18 protein-coding genes and 1 tRNA gene are annotated in these 18,138 nt (G+C 58.1%); 13 read left to right on the forward strand and 6 right to left on the reverse strand.

Features of this window, described 5'->3' with window-relative positions:
* The first annotated feature begins 121 nt into the window (after positions 1-121).
* From GOX88_RS00755 to GOX88_RS00780, 6 genes are all read left to right on the forward strand, one after another.
* A tRNA-Leu gene (locus tag GOX88_RS00755) sits at positions 122-208 on the forward strand.
* Between the two features lie 148 nt (positions 209-356).
* The gene (locus GOX88_RS00760; RefSeq protein ID WP_170397859.1) at positions 357-1,340 is read left to right on the forward strand and encodes a glycosyltransferase family 2 protein; all 984 of its coding nucleotides are present in this window, start codon (positions 357-359) and stop codon (positions 1,338-1,340) included.
* A gap of 5 nt (positions 1,341-1,345) precedes the next feature.
* Entirely contained in the window at positions 1,346-2,281 is a 936-nt protein-coding gene (locus GOX88_RS00765) for a hypothetical protein (protein ID WP_170397861.1), read from the forward strand.
* The gene (locus GOX88_RS00770; RefSeq protein WP_170397864.1) at positions 2,278-4,269 is read left to right on the forward strand and encodes a hypothetical protein; all 1,992 of its coding nucleotides are present in this window, start codon (positions 2,278-2,280) and stop codon (positions 4,267-4,269) included. The genes GOX88_RS00765 and GOX88_RS00770 overlap by 4 nt, the downstream gene beginning before the upstream one ends.
* Positions 4,270-4,403: 134 nt before the next feature.
* Complete coding sequence (locus GOX88_RS00775; RefSeq protein WP_367648049.1) at positions 4,404-5,402, forward strand: glycosyltransferase family 2 protein; 999 nt, start codon at positions 4,404-4,406, stop codon at positions 5,400-5,402.
* A gap of 31 nt (positions 5,403-5,433) precedes the next feature.
* Positions 5,434-6,417, forward strand: coding sequence for a hypothetical protein (locus tag GOX88_RS00780; protein WP_170397870.1), 984 nt, complete (start codon positions 5,434-5,436; stop codon positions 6,415-6,417).
* Positions 6,418-6,420: 3 nt separating this feature from the next.
* Here GOX88_RS00780 and GOX88_RS00785 read toward each other — a convergent pair whose 3' ends face one another.
* Positions 6,421-6,726, reverse strand: coding sequence for a DUF6476 family protein (locus GOX88_RS00785; RefSeq protein ID WP_170397873.1), 306 nt, complete (start codon positions 6,724-6,726; stop codon positions 6,421-6,423).
* Here GOX88_RS00785 and GOX88_RS00790 point away from each other — a divergent pair.
* Both GOX88_RS00790 and rpoH read left to right on the forward strand, forming a co-directional pair.
* Positions 6,725-7,759 (forward strand): RluA family pseudouridine synthase, encoded by a 1,035-nt coding sequence (locus GOX88_RS00790; protein ID WP_170397876.1) that lies wholly within the window; start codon positions 6,725-6,727, stop codon positions 7,757-7,759. The two genes, GOX88_RS00785 and GOX88_RS00790, sit on opposite strands and share 2 nt — an antisense overlap.
* Before the next feature lie 145 nt (positions 7,760-7,904).
* A complete protein-coding gene (gene rpoH, locus GOX88_RS00795) occupies positions 7,905-8,801 on the forward strand; it encodes an RNA polymerase sigma factor RpoH (protein ID WP_170397879.1) in 897 nt (298 codons plus the stop codon).
* Positions 8,802-8,848: 47 nt separating this feature from the next.
* On the opposite strand, the gene GOX88_RS00800 is transcribed toward rpoH, so the two are convergent.
* Positions 8,849-9,928, reverse strand: coding sequence for a fasciclin domain-containing protein (locus GOX88_RS00800; RefSeq protein ID WP_170428103.1), 1,080 nt, complete (start codon positions 9,926-9,928; stop codon positions 8,849-8,851).
* A 207-nt stretch (positions 9,929-10,135) separates the two neighbouring features.
* Entirely contained in the window at positions 10,136-11,314 is a 1,179-nt protein-coding gene (locus GOX88_RS00805; protein WP_170397885.1) for a dipeptidase, read from the reverse strand.
* Between the two features lie 152 nt (positions 11,315-11,466).
* On the opposite strand from GOX88_RS00805, the gene GOX88_RS00810 reads away from it, so the two are divergent.
* The 5 genes from GOX88_RS00810 (at position 11,467) to GOX88_RS00830 (ending at position 14,896) form a co-directional block, all read left to right on the forward strand.
* A complete protein-coding gene (locus GOX88_RS00810; RefSeq protein WP_170397888.1) occupies positions 11,467-12,441 on the forward strand; it encodes a Gfo/Idh/MocA family protein in 975 nt (324 codons plus the stop codon).
* 59 nt (positions 12,442-12,500) lie between these two features.
* On the forward strand, positions 12,501-12,770 hold the full coding sequence (locus GOX88_RS00815) for a DksA/TraR family C4-type zinc finger protein (protein ID WP_170397891.1): 270 nt from the start codon (positions 12,501-12,503) through the stop codon (positions 12,768-12,770).
* A 12-nt stretch (positions 12,771-12,782) separates the two neighbouring features.
* Positions 12,783-13,658, forward strand: coding sequence for a DMT family transporter (locus tag GOX88_RS00820; RefSeq protein ID WP_170397894.1), 876 nt, complete (start codon positions 12,783-12,785; stop codon positions 13,656-13,658).
* A gap of 140 nt (positions 13,659-13,798) precedes the next feature.
* Positions 13,799-14,068, forward strand: a complete 270-nt coding sequence (locus tag GOX88_RS00825) for a TraR/DksA family transcriptional regulator (protein WP_170397896.1) — start codon at positions 13,799-13,801, stop codon at positions 14,066-14,068.
* A 195-nt stretch (positions 14,069-14,263) separates the two neighbouring features.
* Positions 14,264-14,896 (forward strand): Crp/Fnr family transcriptional regulator, encoded by a 633-nt coding sequence (locus tag GOX88_RS00830; protein WP_254436125.1) that lies wholly within the window; start codon positions 14,264-14,266, stop codon positions 14,894-14,896.
* A 54-nt stretch (positions 14,897-14,950) separates the two neighbouring features.
* On the opposite strand, the gene GOX88_RS00835 is transcribed toward GOX88_RS00830, so the two are convergent.
* The 3 genes from GOX88_RS00835 to GOX88_RS00845 form a co-directional block, all read right to left on the reverse strand.
* Complete coding sequence (locus GOX88_RS00835; RefSeq protein WP_170397900.1) at positions 14,951-16,771, reverse strand: M3 family oligoendopeptidase; 1,821 nt, start codon at positions 16,769-16,771, stop codon at positions 14,951-14,953.
* Positions 16,772-16,853: 82 nt separating this feature from the next.
* Positions 16,854-17,831 (reverse strand): alpha/beta fold hydrolase, encoded by a 978-nt coding sequence (locus tag GOX88_RS00840; protein ID WP_170397902.1) that lies wholly within the window; start codon positions 17,829-17,831, stop codon positions 16,854-16,856.
* Positions 17,831-18,121, reverse strand: a complete 291-nt coding sequence (locus GOX88_RS00845; RefSeq protein ID WP_170397904.1) for an SCP2 sterol-binding domain-containing protein — start codon at positions 18,119-18,121, stop codon at positions 17,831-17,833. Before GOX88_RS00845 ends, GOX88_RS00840 begins: the two co-directional genes overlap by 1 nt.
* Positions 18,122-18,138: the final 17 nt, after the last annotated feature.

The following is an 18,138-nucleotide window of genomic DNA, read 5'->3' on the forward strand; positions in this document are numbered from 1 at the left end:
ATGAGTTTACTGTGCAGCTATAGATATGGGTACAAAAAGAGAATTCAAACCGGCGTGTTTTTTGCCTCTTCACATCCCGATCATCAGCGTCTATACGCCCCTCTACCAAGTCATTGGCAGTGCGGTCGTGGCGGAATTGGTAGACGCGCAGCGTTGAGGTCGCTGTGGGGTAACACCCGTGGAAGTTCGAGTCTTCTCGACCGCACCATTCTCATCAGACAATCTGGCGATTGGCCCGTTATGGGGCGGGTAGAGTTGCACCAGTTTGCCCTGGATTATCTTTGTCGTGATTTCCTGTCTCGCCCACGCCCTCGGGGTTGTGTATGACGAACGTCAATACAAGTCGGGAAGTTTTGATGTCGCAGGCCATAACCGTATTCACCACGATGAAGAACGAAGGCCCCTACATGCTTGAATGGGTCGCGTTTCATAAGACGTTGGGTGTTGATCACTTTGTGATTTTCACCAACGACTGCGATGACGGTACCGACGATATCGCCCGCAGATTGCAGGAACTGGGGCTGGCCACCCACGTCTCGAACGAGGTGAAAGAGGGTGGTAACCCGCAGCATCAGATGTTGCGGCGGGCGCGGCGCCAACCCAAGGTGAAAGAAGCCGACTGGCTCCTGTGCCTGGATGTGGATGAGTTCTGGAACATCCGCCACGGCGACAACAGCTTTGGCGCATTGATCACCGAGGTCGAACGCCGCGCAGGTCAGCCTGTGGATGCGATCTCATTCGCGTGGAAACTGTTTGGAAGCTCCGGTAATATCAGTTTTGAAGACCGACCGGTAACCGAAGCATTCGAGATGGGCGATCAGGAGTTTCCCTATCACTCGGGCCGGGCCTATGGCCTGAAGACCCTGTTTCGCAACAACGGCAAGTTCACGCGGTTCGGGCCACATCGCCCGAAGGGTGTAGAAGAGGGCAAGGAGGCCGAGGTTGCCTGGTCCGACGCCGGGGGCAATCTGCACCCGGCCGATAAGGTGGGGTGGCGAGCCTGGCCGGGGTTTGACCACTCGCTTGGACGTCTGCACCACTATTCGGTCCGGTCGCTGGATGGATTTCTGATCAAGCGCGACCGAGGGAGAACCAACCATATCAAGGTGGATCAGGGGCAGTCCTACTGGCAGGACATGAACGCAAACAAGGAAACTGACCCATCCATTCAGCCCATCGCTCGGCGCGCGGTACCGCTGCTGGCGGAGTTGAAGGCAGACCCGGTACTGGGAGATTTGCACGCCCGGGCCTGCGACTGGCACCGCGCAAAAATCGCCGAGATCAAAATGCGTCCGGACTGGGTGGATTTCCGGATGTGGCTGACGGACAATCTCATCTGAGGAACATGGCAGACGACCTTTCGAAAGAGCAGCTGAAACCCGAACACCCCGACCGCAAGACGGGGTACGAGCGTATTCTGACCGATCCCGCGCCGCCATGGTTTGTTGAACTGTATCCGGGCGGCGACGGGGCCGGGTTTCTGCAAAAGCTGGAACGCCATTCGGTGCTGTTTCATCAGCGCTCAGCGTCGCATCTGGTTGTGAGTTTCGACAATATCGCCAATGCCAACGATTTGTCCTTTGCACGCGAACCCTGGGGGTGGAAGTTCTTCCGGGATGAGGGCTGGTCCCACATGGGGGTCTTTGCACGCACCAAGGCGTGGTATCGCGACCCCGAAATCATCTCGTATTTCCAGAACCGCGCGGCCGAGGGGTTTTTCGACCAGTTCGATCATGTCGTTTTTGCCGGCGCCTCGATGGGCGGATTCGGGGCGCTGACCTTTTCCGGACTGGTTCCCGGTGCCCAGGTGATTGCGTTCAACCCGCAGACCACGCTGGATGAACGTCTGGTGCCGTGGGAGACCCGGTATCGTTTTGGTCAGGTTCAGGACTGGGACCTGCCTTTGGGGGACGCGGCGCAGACGGTGAAGACGGCGGGCAAGGCCTATGTGTTCTATGATCCGTTTTTTGACCTCGACCGGCAGCAGGTCACGCGGTTGCAGGGCGAAAACGTCGTATTGCTCAAGACGTGGTTTTCGAACCACTTCGCCGCGCCAATGCTGCGCAAGTTGGATATTCTCAAGCCGGTCATGCTGAAGGCGATGGACGGGTCTCTGACACCGGACGAATTTTACCGGATGATGCGCGCCCGCCGCCGTCTGCCCATGGTCATGCGCGCCATCGAGGCGCAGGCCGGCGAGAGTCACTCGCAACTAGTCCGGCAGGCCCGCCAGAGGTTCCGGGCGCTGCGTCGCGCTGCTTTGGCCGAAAGCTCTCAATGATGCCTGCAAAAGGAGTGTTCATCGGACAGCGCAAAGACCGCATGGGCGCGCGCCTGTTGATGATGCTGACCTGCGTCCGTCTGGCCGAGGATTTTGACACTTCGTACAAAGTGAACTGGTTTCCGCAGGGATCGGACGCGCCCGAGTTGGATCAGCCGCAGGAACTGTTCGAACAGGACTGGATCGATGCGCGCTTTGTCAGCGCCAAGGAATTCGATAGGCTTTCCAAAAAGGCCCTGCCGGTCTGGGCCTTTCAGGGGGACAAAACTCCGGATCGGCTGGTTGCACACCTCAACGCGGGCCGCTCGGTTCTGGTCGAGGAGGGGTTCGAGGTGCTGGCCTTCCCTTGGGAGGACATCGAGGCGATCCGCCCACGATACCGGGACTTCATCCATCATATCGGTTTCACGGACGAGATCCGCGCCATCATGGCTCGCGCGGATGAAAAGCTGTCCGGGCAGGGGGTGTCGGCCTATCACATCCGGCGCGGGGACATTCTGAACGGGTTGCCGTGGAAGCACACGACCTGGCCCGCCAAGATCGAGCCGGAAGAGTTGTACGAGGCGCATCTGGAGAAAACCACCGGGCAAACGGCCATCATGTTTTCGGATCAGCCAGAACTGATCAGCCGATTCCAGAAACGCTACCCCGAACTGTTGCGGATGTCGGACATTGCGGACGTCTCCGATATGACGCGGGCGCAGCGCGATTTTCTTGAACTGTACACGATGTCACGGGCCGAGCATGTGGTGGCCCCCTACATATCGGCGTTTTCAATGGCCGCTGCTCGGATATCGGGGCGGCAACGCCTGGTGTTCAAGGACGTCCTGTCCGAAGATGAAATCTCTGTGGCCAATCATCGCGTGATTGACCGTGTTTCCAAAGGGCCCAATGCCTTTTTGAACGCGTCTGAGGCAGCACATATCTATGCCAAGGCCGCTCAGTATTTATGCGCGCAGGATGAAACAGAAAAAGCCTATGAACTGGCGCGGCCCATACTGGACGAAGGGGCCGACAACGCGTTCATGCCGCTTTTGCAGGCTATGAACTGTTTCTACCTGTCAAAGTGGAAGGAATGCGAAAAGCTTGCCGCAGCCGGGTTGGACAACGGAAATCTGTGGTCCGAGGACTATGCCGTGTTGCTTGCGTTGCGCGCGGCAACACTGGGGGCGCAAAAGAAACGGTGGTCGGCCAGTCGTTATTTGGCACGCGCGTTTTGGGGCAAGCCTTTGCGTCCGGATGTTGCGGTGCTGGCGTCGCGAATGTTGTACCGCGATCAGATTTCCGCCCGCCTGTTTCCTCCGACGGATTGGCGGGTGCAGAGACAGGTTCGGCGGCGGCGCTTTCCACCGTTCAACAATCTATACCTGGTGCAGCACAAGGTTCTGGTCAGGCAGCCCTGCAATTTCGATTTCGTTTTGATGGATTGGTCCGATCTGGCATTGGATCAAAAAGCCCGCAGGTTTTTTGGTGATCATTCCCGGTTGGAGCGGTTGGCCGAAGGGTTCGACAGCCTTGAGGGCCTAAGCGTTGATGACCCGGGTGTTTTGTCGGGCAGGGCTGTACTGCATTGGCATTTGGGTGCCATCAACTTACAGCAAGCCATCGATGAAACGCGGAAAATCTCATCCGGCTGGCCAGAAAACCCGCTATATCATAAACGCCTGTCGGTGCTTTACGAGGCGGATGGCGATGTGGCGCGCGCCCGGATGACACTGGCCGAAGCCTTGGCTTGTGATCCCGGAAACCCGTTTCTGGTGTTTGCGATGGGGAAGTTTCTGGAACGGAACAAGGCCGTCGAGCAAGGGCAAAACCAGATCATTCAAGCCGCAGACCTCGATGAAAACTCCGCGGTCATTCAGGGCGAGGCCGGACACATTCACCTGCGGCGCGGCAACAAGGGGAAGGCGCGGCCTTACCTGAAAAAAGCGAATGACCTGTTTCCGCCGTTCAAGCGTTTTGCAAACCAACTGGCTCGTACCCGATGAGAATGGCGCAGGTGTTCAAAACGGTGCCGGATACCTCTTGGCTGTTGCTCTCAGTAAGCCTAGGCTGTGGCCCGAGCAAAAACCGCATAATTTCGGGCGCAGGTGCGATAAGCGGTAAAACACGAGGCGAGTAAGTGTCTGACCACGATCCCAGATATATCAGCGTGACCCCGATGAAAAACGAGGGCCCCTTTGTGCTGGAGTGGGTGGCACATTGCCGTGCAATCGGTATCGACCAGATTGTCGTGATGACCAATGACTGCACCGATGGCACGGATGCGCTGCTGCAGCGGCTGGATGAAAGGGGCATCCTGACCCATGTCGACAACAATGCACGCCGCCAGAGCAATCCGCAAAAACGGGCCTACAGGAAATTCCTCAAGATGGAGATCGCGCGGCCTCAGGATTGGGTGCTCGTGATCGATGCTGACGAACACATTAATATCAAAGCCGGGGACAACACGCTGCGGGCGCTGACTGATGCCGTGCCGGATGCGAAAATGATCTCGATGACGTGGCGGCTGTTCGGGAATGCAGGTGTCGTTCGGTATGAAGACCGATTCCTGTCGGATCAGTTTCGACGCGCGGCGCAGCAGCAAAAACACCGACCGCCACAGGCCTGGGGTTTCAAGACAATGTTTCAGCGCGGGCTTTGGGGCACCCTGGGGGTTCACAGGCCAAAGCGGCCCACGGTCGAGTCCATGGATGAGTGCCATTGGTACAACGGATCGGGGCAGTTGATGCCGGACCGGTACTTTACCGGCAGCTGGCGGTCTGCGCGCGATTCCATTGGCTATGATCTGGTGCAGATCAACCACTATGCGCTGAAGTCCTGCGAAAGCTATCTGGTCAAGAAACTGCGCGGCCGGGCCCACCATACGGGGGAAAGCCTTGGCATGGAGTATTGGGACATGATGAACCACAACGCCGAGGAAGACGGCTCGATCGATGCCATCCTCGACCGCAAGCGCGAGCAGTATTACGAACTGCTCTCAGATCCCGAGACGTCCCGGTTGCACCACATGTCCTGCGACCTGCACAGACAGAAGATTGCGCAACTGCGTGAACAACCCGAGATGCAGGACCTGATGCAGCGGATGACGGCGGATTTTGCGGCCAGTCAAAGCGAATGAGCGAGATCACATCTGAAACAGGAGGCATCTGATGCTCTGGCTGCATTTGGGTATGCCCAAGACCGGCACGACTGCGCTTCAGGGATATGTGCAGCAGAACAAGGCTCAGCTTGCCGATGTGGGGCTGCGCTATATGGAAACCGGACGGCGCCGCAATGAAGGCCAGGGCCGTCTTGCGATCAGCCACAACATCATTGCCTTTCACATGAACCAGACCAATCAGCCGATGGACGCGTTCCGCGAGGCTATGGCTGTCGAATACGGGGCGCACAGGGATCAAACCTGTCTGGTGTCGTCCGAAATGTTCTATAACTGCGACCTGAGCAGGTTGGCGCAAGTCTTTGCGGAAATCCCCTCGCGCGAGCTGCGGATCACCTACTATTGTCGCAGGTATTCCGATTTCCTCGAGGCTGACTACAAGCAACGCGCCAAGAACGGCCGGTTGGGGGGCAGTGCAACCGACTATGTCGGGAACTTGCTGAGCAGGATCAAGGCTGACCCGGGGATCTACAGCTTTTCGGCAAAACTGGATCGAATCCGACAAGCCTTTCCGGGGGTCGTCATCGTGCCGGTTCTTTATGATCGTTCTCAGATGGTGCAGGGGAATGTGGTGGACGATTTCATGTCGCGTATCGGTGTGTCTGTGCCCGATGGCGGTGTGGCCGAGCGGCCCTCAAACCTGTCGCAATCGCGTGCTGCCAGCGAGGCCTTTGGCATCGTGTCCCGGGCGCTTGGGCGCCAGGAAAGTCGTCGTCTGCGCCGGCGCGTCGTCGACGATCCGGTCATGATTCGACGGTACGATGTTTTGGAGCCGCAGGAACGGGCTTGGCTGGACGAATTCGTCGCCAGCCATGATGTTGCGTTCCAGCAGGAGTTTTTCCCCGAGCGGCCTCAGTTATTCGACCCTGTTGAGCTGAGCGAAGAGGATCAGGAATTCCGTCGTGACGTGGCCCAGGAATATGAGGCCCTGCGCCGCGCGTCCGAGATCGTGTTCCGTATGGCGCTGGAGAACTGAGTGTCAGGGCTCGATGATAATTTCCTGACGCTGGCGGCCGGTTGTCTTGTCAAAGATCAGAATGCGGTTGTCATCCGTCACCACCGCGTACCAGTTGTTGCCAATGGTAACGGCCTGCGCCTTTGCACCATCGGGCAGCTCGACCTGATCGGGTAGGGTGGGGGTTCTGTCCGATAGCCGGATGACAATCAGTGCGAATGTCACTAGAACCCCGCCAATCATCACCGCGGTCAGCAGCATGACCATTCTCCGCAGCAGGCGAAGCTGTGGCGTTTCCTGCGGTTCTTGGGGTTCGGAAGGGACAGTCATGGGCACCCGTCAGATTGAATTTCAGATCGCGGCCGATCCGCCGCCACGCCTTGATAAGGCGCTTTCGCGCGATGTGCCAGCCGAGGAAAACCTGTCGCGCACGCGTCTGGCCAAGTTGATCGATGAGGGCGCCGTTCTGGTCAATGGTGCTGAAGCGCGCGACCCCAAGGCCAAAGTTGCCGAAGGGACCTCGGTGTCTATCACCGTGGCCGAGGCCGAGGACAGTCATATCGGTCCCGAAGACATCCCTCTGGAGGTTGTTTTTGAGGACGCCGATCTGATCGTTATCAACAAACCGGCAGGCATGGTCGTGCATCCTGCGCCGGGTTCGCCGAACGGGACGCTGGTCAATGCGTTGCTGCATCATTGTGGCGATGACCTGTCTGGGGTGGGCGGGGTAAAACGTCCAGGTATCGTGCACCGTATCGACAAGGAAACCAGTGGCCTTCTGGTCGTTGCCAAATCGGACGCGGCACATCACGGGCTGGCGGCCCAGTTCGAGGCGCACACGGTCGAGCGGTATTACCGAGCCATCTGCTACGGCGTGCCGGATGCGAATGACCCGCGTCTGCGCGGGGTGAAAGGCGTCAGCTTTGAACCCGGTAATATCATGCGCCTGACCACGCAACTGGCGCGCCACAAGACTGACCGGCAAAGACAGGCTGTTCTGTTTCACGGCGGCCGCCATGCGGTCACGCGGGCGCGTTTGGTCGAGAACTTTGGTAATCCGGCGGGGCTGGCGCTGATCGAATGCTGGCTGGAAACTGGCCGCACGCACCAGATCCGTGTTCATATGGCGCATGCCGGGCATGGGCTGGTGGGGGACCCGGTCTACGGCGGCAAGCGCAAGTTGGCGGCAAAGGCGTTCAGTGTGGCGACCTCTGAGGCCGTCCGGGCCTTTCCACGTCAGGCGCTTCATGCTGCTGTTTTGGGTTTTGAACATCCGGTTACGGGGGAAAACCTGCGCTTTGAAGCGGAATTGCCGGAAGACATGCAGAAACTCATTGATCAGCTTCGCACGCCGCTGACATAATGCGCAAAGTTGCGTGAATAAGACTTTCTTAGGTTTCCTTTATCAATCGTTAATTCCAAACTGTTAACGGTACCTCTTGAACGGATTGGGGTGGCATCCCATATCCATGTTAACGACTTAAACATTTGTCGGAGGGACATGAAACATGGCAAATTACGCAAATCTCCCCGCGCCGACGCCGGAAGGCGGTCTGAACCGCTATATGCAGGAAATTCGCAAGTTCCCGCTGTTGGAACCGGAAGAAGAGTACATGCTCGCCAAGCGTTGGGTGGAAGAGCAAGACACTGAATCGGCTCATAAAATGGTCACCTCGCACCTGCGACTGGCCGCCAAGATCGCTATGGGTTATCGCGGTTACGGCCTGCCGCAGGCCGAAGTGATTTCCGAGGCGAATGTGGGCCTGATGCAGGCGGTCAAACGCTTCGACCCGGAAAAGGGTTTCCGTCTGGCGACCTATGCGATGTGGTGGATCCGCGCCTCGATCCAGGAATACATCCTGCGGTCGTGGTCTTTGGTGAAACTTGGCACGACTTCGGCGCAGAAAAAGCTGTTCTTCAACCTTCGCAAGGCCAAGGCGCGCATTGGTGCACTGGAAGAGGGCGACCTGCGTCCCGAGAACGTCGCGCAGATCGCCAATGATCTGGGTGTGACCGAAGACGAAGTGATCAGCATGAACCGCCGGATGTCCGGTGGCGATGCCTCGCTGAACGCGACCGTCGGGTCCGAAGGCGAAGGCACGATGCAGTGGCAGGACTGGCTTGAGGATGAAGATGCCGATCAGGCTGGCGATTATGAGGCGCGCGACGAACTGGACGCGCGGCGCGAGTTGCTGGCGGCTGCATTGGATGTGCTGAATGACCGGGAAAAAGACATCCTGACTCAGCGCCGTCTGATGGATCAGCCCGTCACGCTGGAAGAGCTGAGCACGCAGTACAATGTCAGCCGCGAGCGCATTCGCCAGATCGAGGTTCGTGCCTTCGAGAAGCTGCAAAAGAAAATGCGTGAACTTGCGCGTGAAAAAGGAATGCTGAGCACGGTCTAAAGCCTGCGCCAGCAAGGAAAGCCCGCCTTTCACGGCGGGCTTTTTTCTTAGGCGAAAACAAAATCGCTTTCGGACAATTGTCCGGCCCGAACGCCAATCAGGTCTATGCTGTCGCCATCCGCCAACTCGATGGTTGTGCTGTAATATCCGCCCGAGATGTGGTCTTCGATGTCCTCAAAGCTGTGAATGCCGTCATAGGCGCTGAGGTCGATCTTGTCCTTACCGACCTTGAAGTCGAGGATGAGGTCCTCTCCGTCACCATCGTCGAAGAAGAAGGTGTCGCGCCCGCGACCGCCGATCAGAAAGTCATCACCGGCTCCGCCATCGATCAGATCCTTGCCACGACCGCCAAAGATGGAGTCGTCACCTTCGTCACCGCGCAGGATGTCTTTGCCGCGGCCACCAAACATGATGTCATGTCCAGCGCCACCCAGGGCAACATCATTGCCGCGCCCGGCGATGATGAAATCATTGCCGCCGCCGCCATGCACAAAGTCCTGACCGCGCCCGGTAAAGTGAAACTCATCCGAGTCGTCACCGATGATGAAATCCGTGTTTTTCTGCCCCAGAATGCCGGTGACTGAGACCGGAAGCAGCACTCCGTCAAGCACATGAATTATTCCGTTCGAGGCCTCGACGTCGAAGGCAATCAAACCCGGGTCGGCAATGCCGGGATCGGCGTCCTCGAGGCTTGGAGGCGAGCTCAACAGGTTCAGTTCCAGATTTGTACCCAGCAAGGTTTCGATCTGGGCACCATCCCCAAGGCTGACGACGGCTTCTTTGGTAAATGACCCGTCGACGACGTGGTATTTGAGAATGTTGGTCAGCAAGGGCAGGGGGTCACCGCCGCCCAGCAGGGTCAACGCTTTCACGATGTGTCCAAGCGCCCCGGCCTCATCCGAGCCGCCATAGCCCAAGGCCTGAGCCAAGGCCACGAAGGCCGCATCGGTTGGCGCAAACACGGTCAGGTCGACTGCGTCGCTGTCCAGTGTCCCTGCAAGTCCCGCCGCGATGACGGCTTCACGGAGGATGTCGAAATCCCCGCCGTTGTTGTCGAATGTTCCCGGGTCTCCGCTTATTTGAATAACGCGTTCCGTGATCGTTGGTCCGTCTGTCATTTCTGGCATTTCGGTTCATCTCCCACCCTGGTTGCCACCTTTGACTGGGAAAGGGCCTGCAAGAGCACCTCTTCCCATCGGCGATACAATTGGTACGGAGAGAGCCGAAATACGGATCACGAAATTCGGATGTCGAGATTTGAAATAGTCGAGTTTCTCACCGGTTCTTGCGTGAATCCCGTTCTTGAAATCAAGCGGTTACGGCGCAAGCTTCACCTAGTTCAATTGTTGCCTGAAAACGCGCACCATGTTCTCACCCATCACCTTGCGAACCTGCGTTTCGGTCAGCCCCTGCACCAGCAAGGCCGACGTCAATGCGGCCAATTCCGAGGTGTCAAACGCCGTTTCGACCGACCCGTCATAGTCCGACCCCAACGATACGTGATCCTCGCCCACGGTCTCGATCGCGGCTTTGATCATCCTGGCGACACCCGTCGGAGAGATATCGCCGCAGGTCACATCCGCCCAATAGCCCATGCCGATCACTCCGCCCGTTGCGGCGATCTCCTGCATCAGATCGTCAGGGAAGTTGCGTTTGACCGGGCAGAACCCGTGAAGACCGCCGTGGCTGACAATCAGGGGGACGTCGGTCATCGCGATCACCTCTCGGGCGACTTGCGGGCTGGAATGGGCAAGGTCGATGACGACGGGGCGCTGGGCCAGTTCGGTCACCACCTGACGGCCGAACGCGGTCAGGCCGGCGTCGCCAAAGCCATGCAGCGATCCGCCCAGTTCATTGTCGAAAAAGTGGTGCAGGCCATAGACGCGGTGCCCAGCGTCGAACAAGGCACCCAGATTGCCCAGATCACCTTCCAACGCATGTGCACCTTCGATGCCCAGAATGCCTCCGACAACCGGCTGACCTGCCGCTCGCGCGGACAGCACAGCGTTCAGATCGGCCCGGGTTTTGACGACCTTCAGTTGCCCATCCGAGGCGGCCTCGAACTGGTGCAGCTTTTCGGCCTGATAGATGGCGCGCGCTTTCAGGCTGCCCCATGTGCGCAGGGGCCAAAGCTGCCCGATCGCCAAAAGGGTGATGTTGTCGAAGGCCTCGGCCGAGTTTGCCTCATAGTTCTGTCCGGCCGGGGATTTGGTCACGGCAGTAAAGACTTGAAGGGCGACGTTGCCTTCGATCAAGCGGGGAATATCGACCTGACCCCGTGTGCCGCGCTCGGTCAGATCACGGCTCCACAACAAAGGATCTGCATGTAGGTCACCAACAATCAGGGTTTCGTGCAGGGCTTCGGCGTCACCTGATACGTCAAAAGGGGCGTGGTCGATCACAGCGTTGCGTTTTGCTTCGATGTAAGGCGGCAAGAACCCGAAAAACACCACGGCCCCAACGATCACTGCAAGCAAAAGCAGACCGCCTATCCATTTGAAGACCCTTTTCATTTTCTCTCCTTCCCGACTGATGGGGGCAGATTAGGGCGGTACGGAGCAGATAAAAGCCTGACTTAACGTCCGAGGGTTGCTAGAAGGGCGAGAAAAGCTTTGTTAGCGATAACTTTTAGATTTTACCGAAGTCACGAATGTCGGAGGAACATATGCAAAAACCAGTTCAATGGGGTGTTCTGGGCGCTGCCAAGTTTGCGCGTCAATTCATGGCGCCGGCGATTCACGCAGCCAGTGGCGCGCGTCTGGCAGGGCTGGCTACTTCCAGCGCGGCCAAGGCCGAACCGTTCCAGGCCTATTGCCCAGATCTGACGGTTTACGAAAGCTACGATGCTCTGCTTGCCGATCCTCAGATCGAAGCGGTTTACATTCCTTTGCCCAATCACCTGCATGTGGAATGGGCTCTCAAGGCGCTGGACGCAGGCAAGCATGTACTGTGTGAAAAGCCTATGGCCATGACTGCGACCGAGTTCGCGCCGCTGATCCAAAAACGGGATGAGACCGGGTTGCTGGCGGCCGAGGCCTATATGATCGTGCATCACCCGCAGTGGCAGCTGGTGCGAAAGCTGATTGCGGATGGGGCCATCGGTAAGCTGGTGCATGTGACGGGCGCGTTCAGTTTTGACAATCGCGCGGACACCGGAAACATCCGCAACCGCGCAGAAACCGGTGGCGGCGGGCTGCGCGACATTGGTGTCTATGTGATCGGCGGCGCGCGGTTTGCGACAGGGCAAGAGCCGGTGCAGGTCGACTCTGCTATCCGGTGGGAGGATGGGATCGACACCTTTACGGAAATCCGTGCGCAATTTCCGGGTTTTACCTATTCCAGCTATTTCTCGATCCGGATGCACCCGCATCAAGAGATGGTGTTTCACGGCGAAGGTGGTGTGATCCGTCTGACCGCGCCGTTCAACGCGCGGGTCTTTGGCGAGGCGCGAGTAGAGTTGCATCGCCCGGGGCTTGAGGTTCAGGTCACGCGCTTTCCGGGCGACGACCACTACAAACTGCAGGTCGAGGCATTCTGCCGTTCGATGCGCGAAGGGGCAGAGTATCCGTGCCCGCTGGAATTCTCGCGCGGGACGCAGGAAATGATTGATCGGGTTCTGGAAGGGGCCGTACCCCTCTGACTTGCCACGTCCCGCACCGTCGCGTTAATCTGTCGGGCACCTGATCAGGAGAGAGGCCCATGGCAGGCGGCTGGGCGCGCGATGGCGCGGTGAGTGAACAGATTGAGGCGTCCATTTCGGACGAACTGGCCCGGATGCAGGCGCAAAAGCGCCCTGTGGGGGAAAGCCTGACCCATTGCGCCGAATGCGAAGAGCCGATTCCAGAGAAACGGCGGCTGGCCTTGCCGGGCGTCAAGCTGTGCCTGGACTGCCAGCAAGAGCGCGACGGGTCCTTCAAGGCGCGCGCAGGCATCAACCGGCGTGGGTCCAAAGACAGTCAGCTGAAATAAGCGGGCAGAGGGATGCCCAAAATCAACCTTCTGCAAAACGGTCTGGTTCTTGGGTTTCTTGCCGCCTTCCTGTGGGGCACGCACAGCGTCATTGTCCGTTATCTGACCAGCGATCTGGGTGGGCTGCAAATCGCCGTTACGCGCCTGTTTATCGCGGCTCTGGCGATCTATTGCATGTTACGGGTGATGCGGGTTCCCATCTCGATCCGGCTGGGGGACTGGAACTTTCGACTGGCCGTATTGTCCACCGTGGTCAACTACATCCTATTCCATATCGGGCTCGAGCATACCGGTGCCGCCAACGCCATGGTGCTAGAGAACACAGCGCCGTTTTTTGTTCTGGTATTCCTGTATTTCTTTGCCGACACGCCGGTCACACGCACCGACGTTCTGGCCACCGGTTTGGCCATTCTGGGTGTTTTTCTTACCGTTTACCAGGATTTTCAGGGGGGCGGAGAACCCTTGTTCGGCGATCTTCTGGAAATCGGGGCGGGGCTCAGCTGGGCGGTGTTTCTGGTCTCCAGCAGCCGGGCGATGCGCAACTCGGAATCGACGGGGGAACGGTTGAATTTCCTGTTCGGCATCTTCACGTGCTCAGGCGTGTTGCTGCTGCCTCTGGCCATGTTCTCACTGCAGGTGCCAACGGTTAATGATGTGGTGTTCCTGCTTTTGCTGGGGGTGTTGCCAACCGCGCTGGCCTACTATCTTTGGTATGAGGCCGCCGCGCGGGTGTCGACGCTGACCGCGACGTTGATGTTTGCCGCATCCGTCGTGTTCACCTTTATCAACTCGGCCATATTTCTGGGGGCCGCAATCACACCGATTGCAGCCCTCGGAGCCATGTTGATCGTGGCCGCCGTATTCCTGACGACCAAAAGCCAAAAGTAATCAGACTTCCATTGTTTACAGTTCGTCGATGAAACCCGAGATCATCGACAGGCCCTTGGCCCAGAATATGGGATCACTTGCGTTCAGCCCGAACAGTACCAGCAGTTTCCTGTGTTGCTTCGATATCAGGAGAGAAGCCCATGGCAGGCAGTTGGGCGCGCGATGGCGCGGTGAGGGAACAGATTGAGGCGTCCATTTCGGACGAACTGGCCCGGATGCAGGCGCAGAAGCACCCCGTGGGGGAAAGCCTGACCCATTGCGCCGAATGCGAAGAGCCGATTCCCGAAAAAAGCCGAATCGCCCTTACGGGTGTGAAACTGCGTCTGGACTGTCAGCAGGAATGTGATGGTGAAGTGCTATTTTGGGGCGGAATAATCCGACGAGTGTTAAAGGATAGTCAATTAAAATGACTGTTTTTTGAGCACTTTAATCTCTTGTTGTTTAAGCATATTCGACGCCGATTCTGAATTTACCCTAATATTACAATTAGTTAAAAATTGATCCATATCAAACTGATATTTGATTGATTCCGCTAGCACAGTTTCAGTTCTCAGCCGGAAGCCGCCATGTTTGACTTTAGCCAAGACCCTCAGCAGTCCAGCCTAATGTTGGATCAATTGTCGCCAAAAGTGCGCAAGTGCCTGCTGGCTCGTGCTCAAAAAAGGTCTTTCACCCGTGGCCAGACGATCTGCTTACAAGGCGAACCGTGCCGAAAGCTGAAGATCGTTTTGGAGGGGTGGGTCAAACTTTACCGGGTTTCGCCATCAGGCCACGAGGCGATGTTGGCGATGCATACAAACGGGCAGAGTTTCGATGAAATCTCGGCGCTGCGCGGTGCACCAAGCACAGCCAATGTCGAGGCCGTTTCGGATTGCGAAATTCTGTACGTTGATATCTCGGCCGTGTGCGCCTGCCACGATGCCGCGCACGAGATCGCCGTGGCCGTGCTGACTGCGGCGTCATCTCATTTGCACGAGATGATGCACGAGGTGGAGGAACTGAAGGTTCTGACCGGCTATGAGCGTTTGTGCAATTTTCTGCTTCGGTTGTCCGACAAACAGGGCGGACAAAGCAAGCTTGAGTTGCCATTCGACAAAGTCGTTCTGGCGTCAATGCTTGGGATGAAGCCCGAGAGCCTGTCACGTGCTTTTGGCAAGTTGCGCAATATCGGCGTCGAGAGTGAATACAAATCCGTCGTCATTCGCGATCTGAAGCAGCTCAAAAGCGTTGTCGCATAACAAAACGCGCCCGGAGATTATCCGAGCGCGTCTGATAGGTTTGTGAGCGAGGGTTTACGCTTCCATCGCTTCCAACTCGTCGATGAAGCCCGAGATCATCGACAAGCCCTTGTCCCAGAATTTCGGATCACTTGCGTCCAACCCAAACGGGGCCAGCAGTTCCTTGTGGTGCTTCGATCCGCCTGCGCGCAGCATTTCGAAGTACTTGTCCTCGAACCCTTCCGATCCGCTTTCGTAAACCGAATACAGCGCGTTCACCAGGCCGTCGCCGAAGGCATAGGCATAGACGTAGAAGGGTGAATGGACGAAGTGCGGGATATAGGCCCAGAAGGTCTCATACCCGTCCATGAATTCGAATGCCGAGCCAAGGCTTTCGGCCTGAACGCTCATCCACAGGGCGTTGATGTCGTCCGGGGTCAGCTCACCTTCGCGGCGGGCGGCGTGGAGTTTGCACTCGAAGTCGTAGAACGCGATCTGGCGGACGACCGTGTTGATCATGTCCTCGACCTTGCCGGCCAGCAGAACCTTGCGCTGTTCCGGCGTTTCTGCCTGATCCAGCATTTTGCGGAAGGTCAGCATCTCACCAAAGACCGAGGCGGTTTCGGCCAGCGTCAGCGGGGTCGACGACAGCATCTCGCCCTGATCGGCGGCCAGCACCTGGTGGACACCGTGGCCAAGCTCATGCGCCAGGGTCATCACGTCACGCGGTTTGCCCAGGTAGTTGAGCATCACATAAGGGTGCACCTCGGTGACGGTCGGGTGTGCGAACGCACCCGGAGCTTTGCCCGGTTTCACCGCAGCGTCGATCCAGCCTTTGCTGAAGAAGGGCGCGGCAATCTCACCCATGCGAGGATCGAAGGCGTTATAGGCGTCCATCACGGTTTTCTCGGCTTCGTCCCATCCGACGATGCGCGTGTCTTCCAATGGCAGCGGCGCGTTGCGGTCCCAGACCTGCATCACGTCCAGGCCCAGCCATTTGCGTTTCAGTTCGTAATAACGATGGCTCAGCTTGGGGTAGGCGGCCACGACGGCTTCGCGCAGGGCTTCGACCACCTCGGGTTCGACGTCATTTGACAGGTGGCGACCGGTTTGTGCCGTCGGCATGTTGCGCCAGCGATCAACGATTTCCTTCTCCTTGGCCTGCGTGTTGTGGACACGGGCAAAGGTCTTGATGTTGTCCTGAAACACAGCTGCCAGTTCGCGCGATGCAGCTTCGCGTTTCGAACGGTCCTGTTCTGTCAGCAGGTTCAGAGTGCCTTCGATGTTCAGCTCTTCGCCGTCGACCTCGAAAGTCAGCCCGGCGATGGTTTCGTCGAACAGGCGTTCCCACGCATCACCGACAACACCCAGATCGTGCAGGAATTTTTCCAGCTCATCCGACAGTTGGTATGGCTTCATCGCGCGGATGCGGCGGAAGACCGGTTCATACCGCGCCAGATCGGCATTGGCGTCGAAATGGGCCTTCAGTACATCATCGTCGATGCGGTTTATTTCCAGCGTGAAGAACACCAGCGGCGTGGTGAAAACGGTGATCTTTTCCTGCATGTCCGACAGGAACTTGGCGCGCTCGGCGTCGGTGGTCAGTTGGTAATAGCGCAGACCGGCGAAAGACATGATGCGGCCCGCCTTGGCGTTGATTTTCTCGTTGCGCTTCACGCAGGTCAAAAGGCCCTCGGCATCCAGATCGGCCAGCTTGCCTTCGTAGTCCGCAGCAAAGGATGCGCATTCGCCCTCAAGCCAGTCCAGATCGCGCGACAGTTCCGGCGCGTCTTCCGAGCTATACAGATCGGTCAGATCCCATTCCGGAAGGTTGCCAAGATCGCCGGTTCCTCCGGCTGCGTTTGCGTCACGGACGGGAAAGGGAAGGTCGCGCATGGATCACCTCGGATTATCTGCTTTCGCAAACATCTAGGCGCGGGCGGCCCGGATCACAAGCCGCCATTGCATGAGGTTTTCTTCAGCTCGACAGGGCAGGTGCCGGTGCAGAGTCGGATTGTGCAGCCTGAAAATGTGCTGCCAAGTGGTCATAGACCGGGCCGCGTACCTCGGGCGCCTCCATCAGCACTTCGTGTTCGCCGTCGGGGATTTCGACCAGTGTACCACTGGGCCAGTTCGCCATCCGCGCGCGGATCGCTTTGCGGTCAACGATTTGCTCATGGCTGCCAAGGAAGGTCAGGGCGGGGGTTACGGGCGCGGTTTGCTCCATCAACCAGGCGCATTCGTCCAGCGCCTCGCGCAGCCAGATCGTCGAAGGCGCGCCAAGGGCCAGTTCGGGGTGCGCCGTCAATTGATCTTTCATCATCTGATACATCGCCGGATCGCGCGTCAGCACATTGCCGTCAAAGGGTTGCGAAGCAACGTAGCTTTCCAGTGAAGTGGTCGGAGGGGTCTTTTCCCCCAGCCCGATCCGCGGCCCCCAATAGGCGGTCAACCGGCTGAGCGGCTTCATGATCGGAGTAAAAAAGATGCCCCACATCGGCCCGGTAAAGGCGCTGGCGGCAAAGCAGTCGCGCTCCAAAACAGCGCGCAGGCCGATTGCGCCGCCCATCGAGTGGCCGATCACGAACCATGGTTTCGGCAGGTCCAGCTTTTCGGCAAGGTCAAGCGTTGCCTTCACATCGTGCTGGTAGTCAGTGAATTGATCGACATGCCCAACACGCGGGTCATCCAGCAAGCGATCCGCAAGCCCCTGACCGCGCCAGTCCACGGCGAGAAATGTAAACCCGCGATCAACGAACTCGGCCGCGGCGTCGCCGTATTTTTCGATGTATTCGGTGCGGCCGGGGAACATCATCACCGTGCCGCTTGCTCTGCCTTCGGGGCGCCAGTGGCCCACGCGGATACGGATATCGTCCGCGGTTGTCACCCAATGGGCGGCACCACCGGCGGGTCCGCCGGCCACGTCTTCATAGAAAGGGGCCGGCGAGATCTGCATCAGGCCAGTACCGAGGCGAGTTTCATGGCAATACCCATGTCGCCGTCAACACTCAGCTTGCCGGACATGAACGCACCGGTGGGGTTCAGATCGCCGCTGAGAATCTGTTCAAACGTGTCCGCATCAGCGCTCAGGGTGACGTCGGCCTCTTCGTCGCTGACGCGTGCGCCGTTTGCATCCAGAACGATTGCGCCCAGATCCGCGATTGCAAACTTGGCAGAAGCGTCAAATGCGCCGCCGGACAGTTTTTCGTTCAGCGCGGCCGCGGCTTTTTCAAGAGTGTCGCTCATGGTGTTCCTCATTTTGT

Origin of the sequence: Ruegeria arenilitoris (genome assembly GCF_013030985.1) — a bacterium.
In the GTDB taxonomy this organism is placed as follows: Bacteria; Pseudomonadota; Alphaproteobacteria; order Rhodobacterales; family Rhodobacteraceae; genus Ruegeria; species Ruegeria arenilitoris_B.

What these genes read in the sequence shown, in the direction of transcription:
- GOX88_RS00840 (WP_170397902.1), bottom strand. Translation starts at nt 17,831, where the DNA reads ATGCAGATCTCGCCGGCCCCTTTCTATGAAGACGTGGCCGGCGGACCC.
- GOX88_RS00780 (WP_170397870.1), top strand. Translation starts at nt 5,434, where the DNA reads ATGCTCTGGCTGCATTTGGGTATGCCCAAGACCGGCACGACTGCGCTT.
- GOX88_RS00815 (WP_170397891.1), top strand. Translation starts at nt 12,501, where the DNA reads ATGGCAGGCGGCTGGGCGCGCGATGGCGCGGTGAGTGAACAGATTGAG.
- GOX88_RS00785 (WP_170397873.1), bottom strand. Translation starts at nt 6,726, where the DNA reads ATGACTGTCCCTTCCGAACCCCAAGAACCGCAGGAAACGCCACAGCTT.
- GOX88_RS00835 (WP_170397900.1), bottom strand. Translation starts at nt 16,771, where the DNA reads ATGCGCGACCTTCCCTTTCCCGTCCGTGACGCAAACGCAGCCGGAGGA.
- GOX88_RS00790 (WP_170397876.1), top strand. Translation starts at nt 6,725, where the DNA reads ATGGGCACCCGTCAGATTGAATTTCAGATCGCGGCCGATCCGCCGCCA.
- GOX88_RS00765 (WP_170397861.1), top strand. Translation starts at nt 1,346, where the DNA reads ATGGCAGACGACCTTTCGAAAGAGCAGCTGAAACCCGAACACCCCGAC.
- GOX88_RS00800 (WP_170428103.1), bottom strand. Translation starts at nt 9,928, where the DNA reads ATGCCAGAAATGACAGACGGACCAACGATCACGGAACGCGTTATTCAA.
- GOX88_RS00760 (WP_170397859.1), top strand. Translation starts at nt 357, where the DNA reads ATGTCGCAGGCCATAACCGTATTCACCACGATGAAGAACGAAGGCCCC.
- GOX88_RS00770 (WP_170397864.1), top strand. Translation starts at nt 2,278, where the DNA reads ATGATGCCTGCAAAAGGAGTGTTCATCGGACAGCGCAAAGACCGCATG.
- GOX88_RS00820 (WP_170397894.1), top strand. Translation starts at nt 12,783, where the DNA reads ATGCCCAAAATCAACCTTCTGCAAAACGGTCTGGTTCTTGGGTTTCTT.
- GOX88_RS00805 (WP_170397885.1), bottom strand. Translation starts at nt 11,314, where the DNA reads ATGAAAAGGGTCTTCAAATGGATAGGCGGTCTGCTTTTGCTTGCAGTG.
- rpoH (WP_170397879.1), top strand. Translation starts at nt 7,905, where the DNA reads ATGGCAAATTACGCAAATCTCCCCGCGCCGACGCCGGAAGGCGGTCTG.
- GOX88_RS00825 (WP_170397896.1), top strand. Translation starts at nt 13,799, where the DNA reads ATGGCAGGCAGTTGGGCGCGCGATGGCGCGGTGAGGGAACAGATTGAG.
- GOX88_RS00845 (WP_170397904.1), bottom strand. Translation starts at nt 18,121, where the DNA reads ATGAGCGACACTCTTGAAAAAGCCGCGGCCGCGCTGAACGAAAAACTG.
- GOX88_RS00810 (WP_170397888.1), top strand. Translation starts at nt 11,467, where the DNA reads ATGCAAAAACCAGTTCAATGGGGTGTTCTGGGCGCTGCCAAGTTTGCG.
- GOX88_RS00830 (WP_254436125.1), top strand. Translation starts at nt 14,264, where the DNA reads ATGTTGGATCAATTGTCGCCAAAAGTGCGCAAGTGCCTGCTGGCTCGT.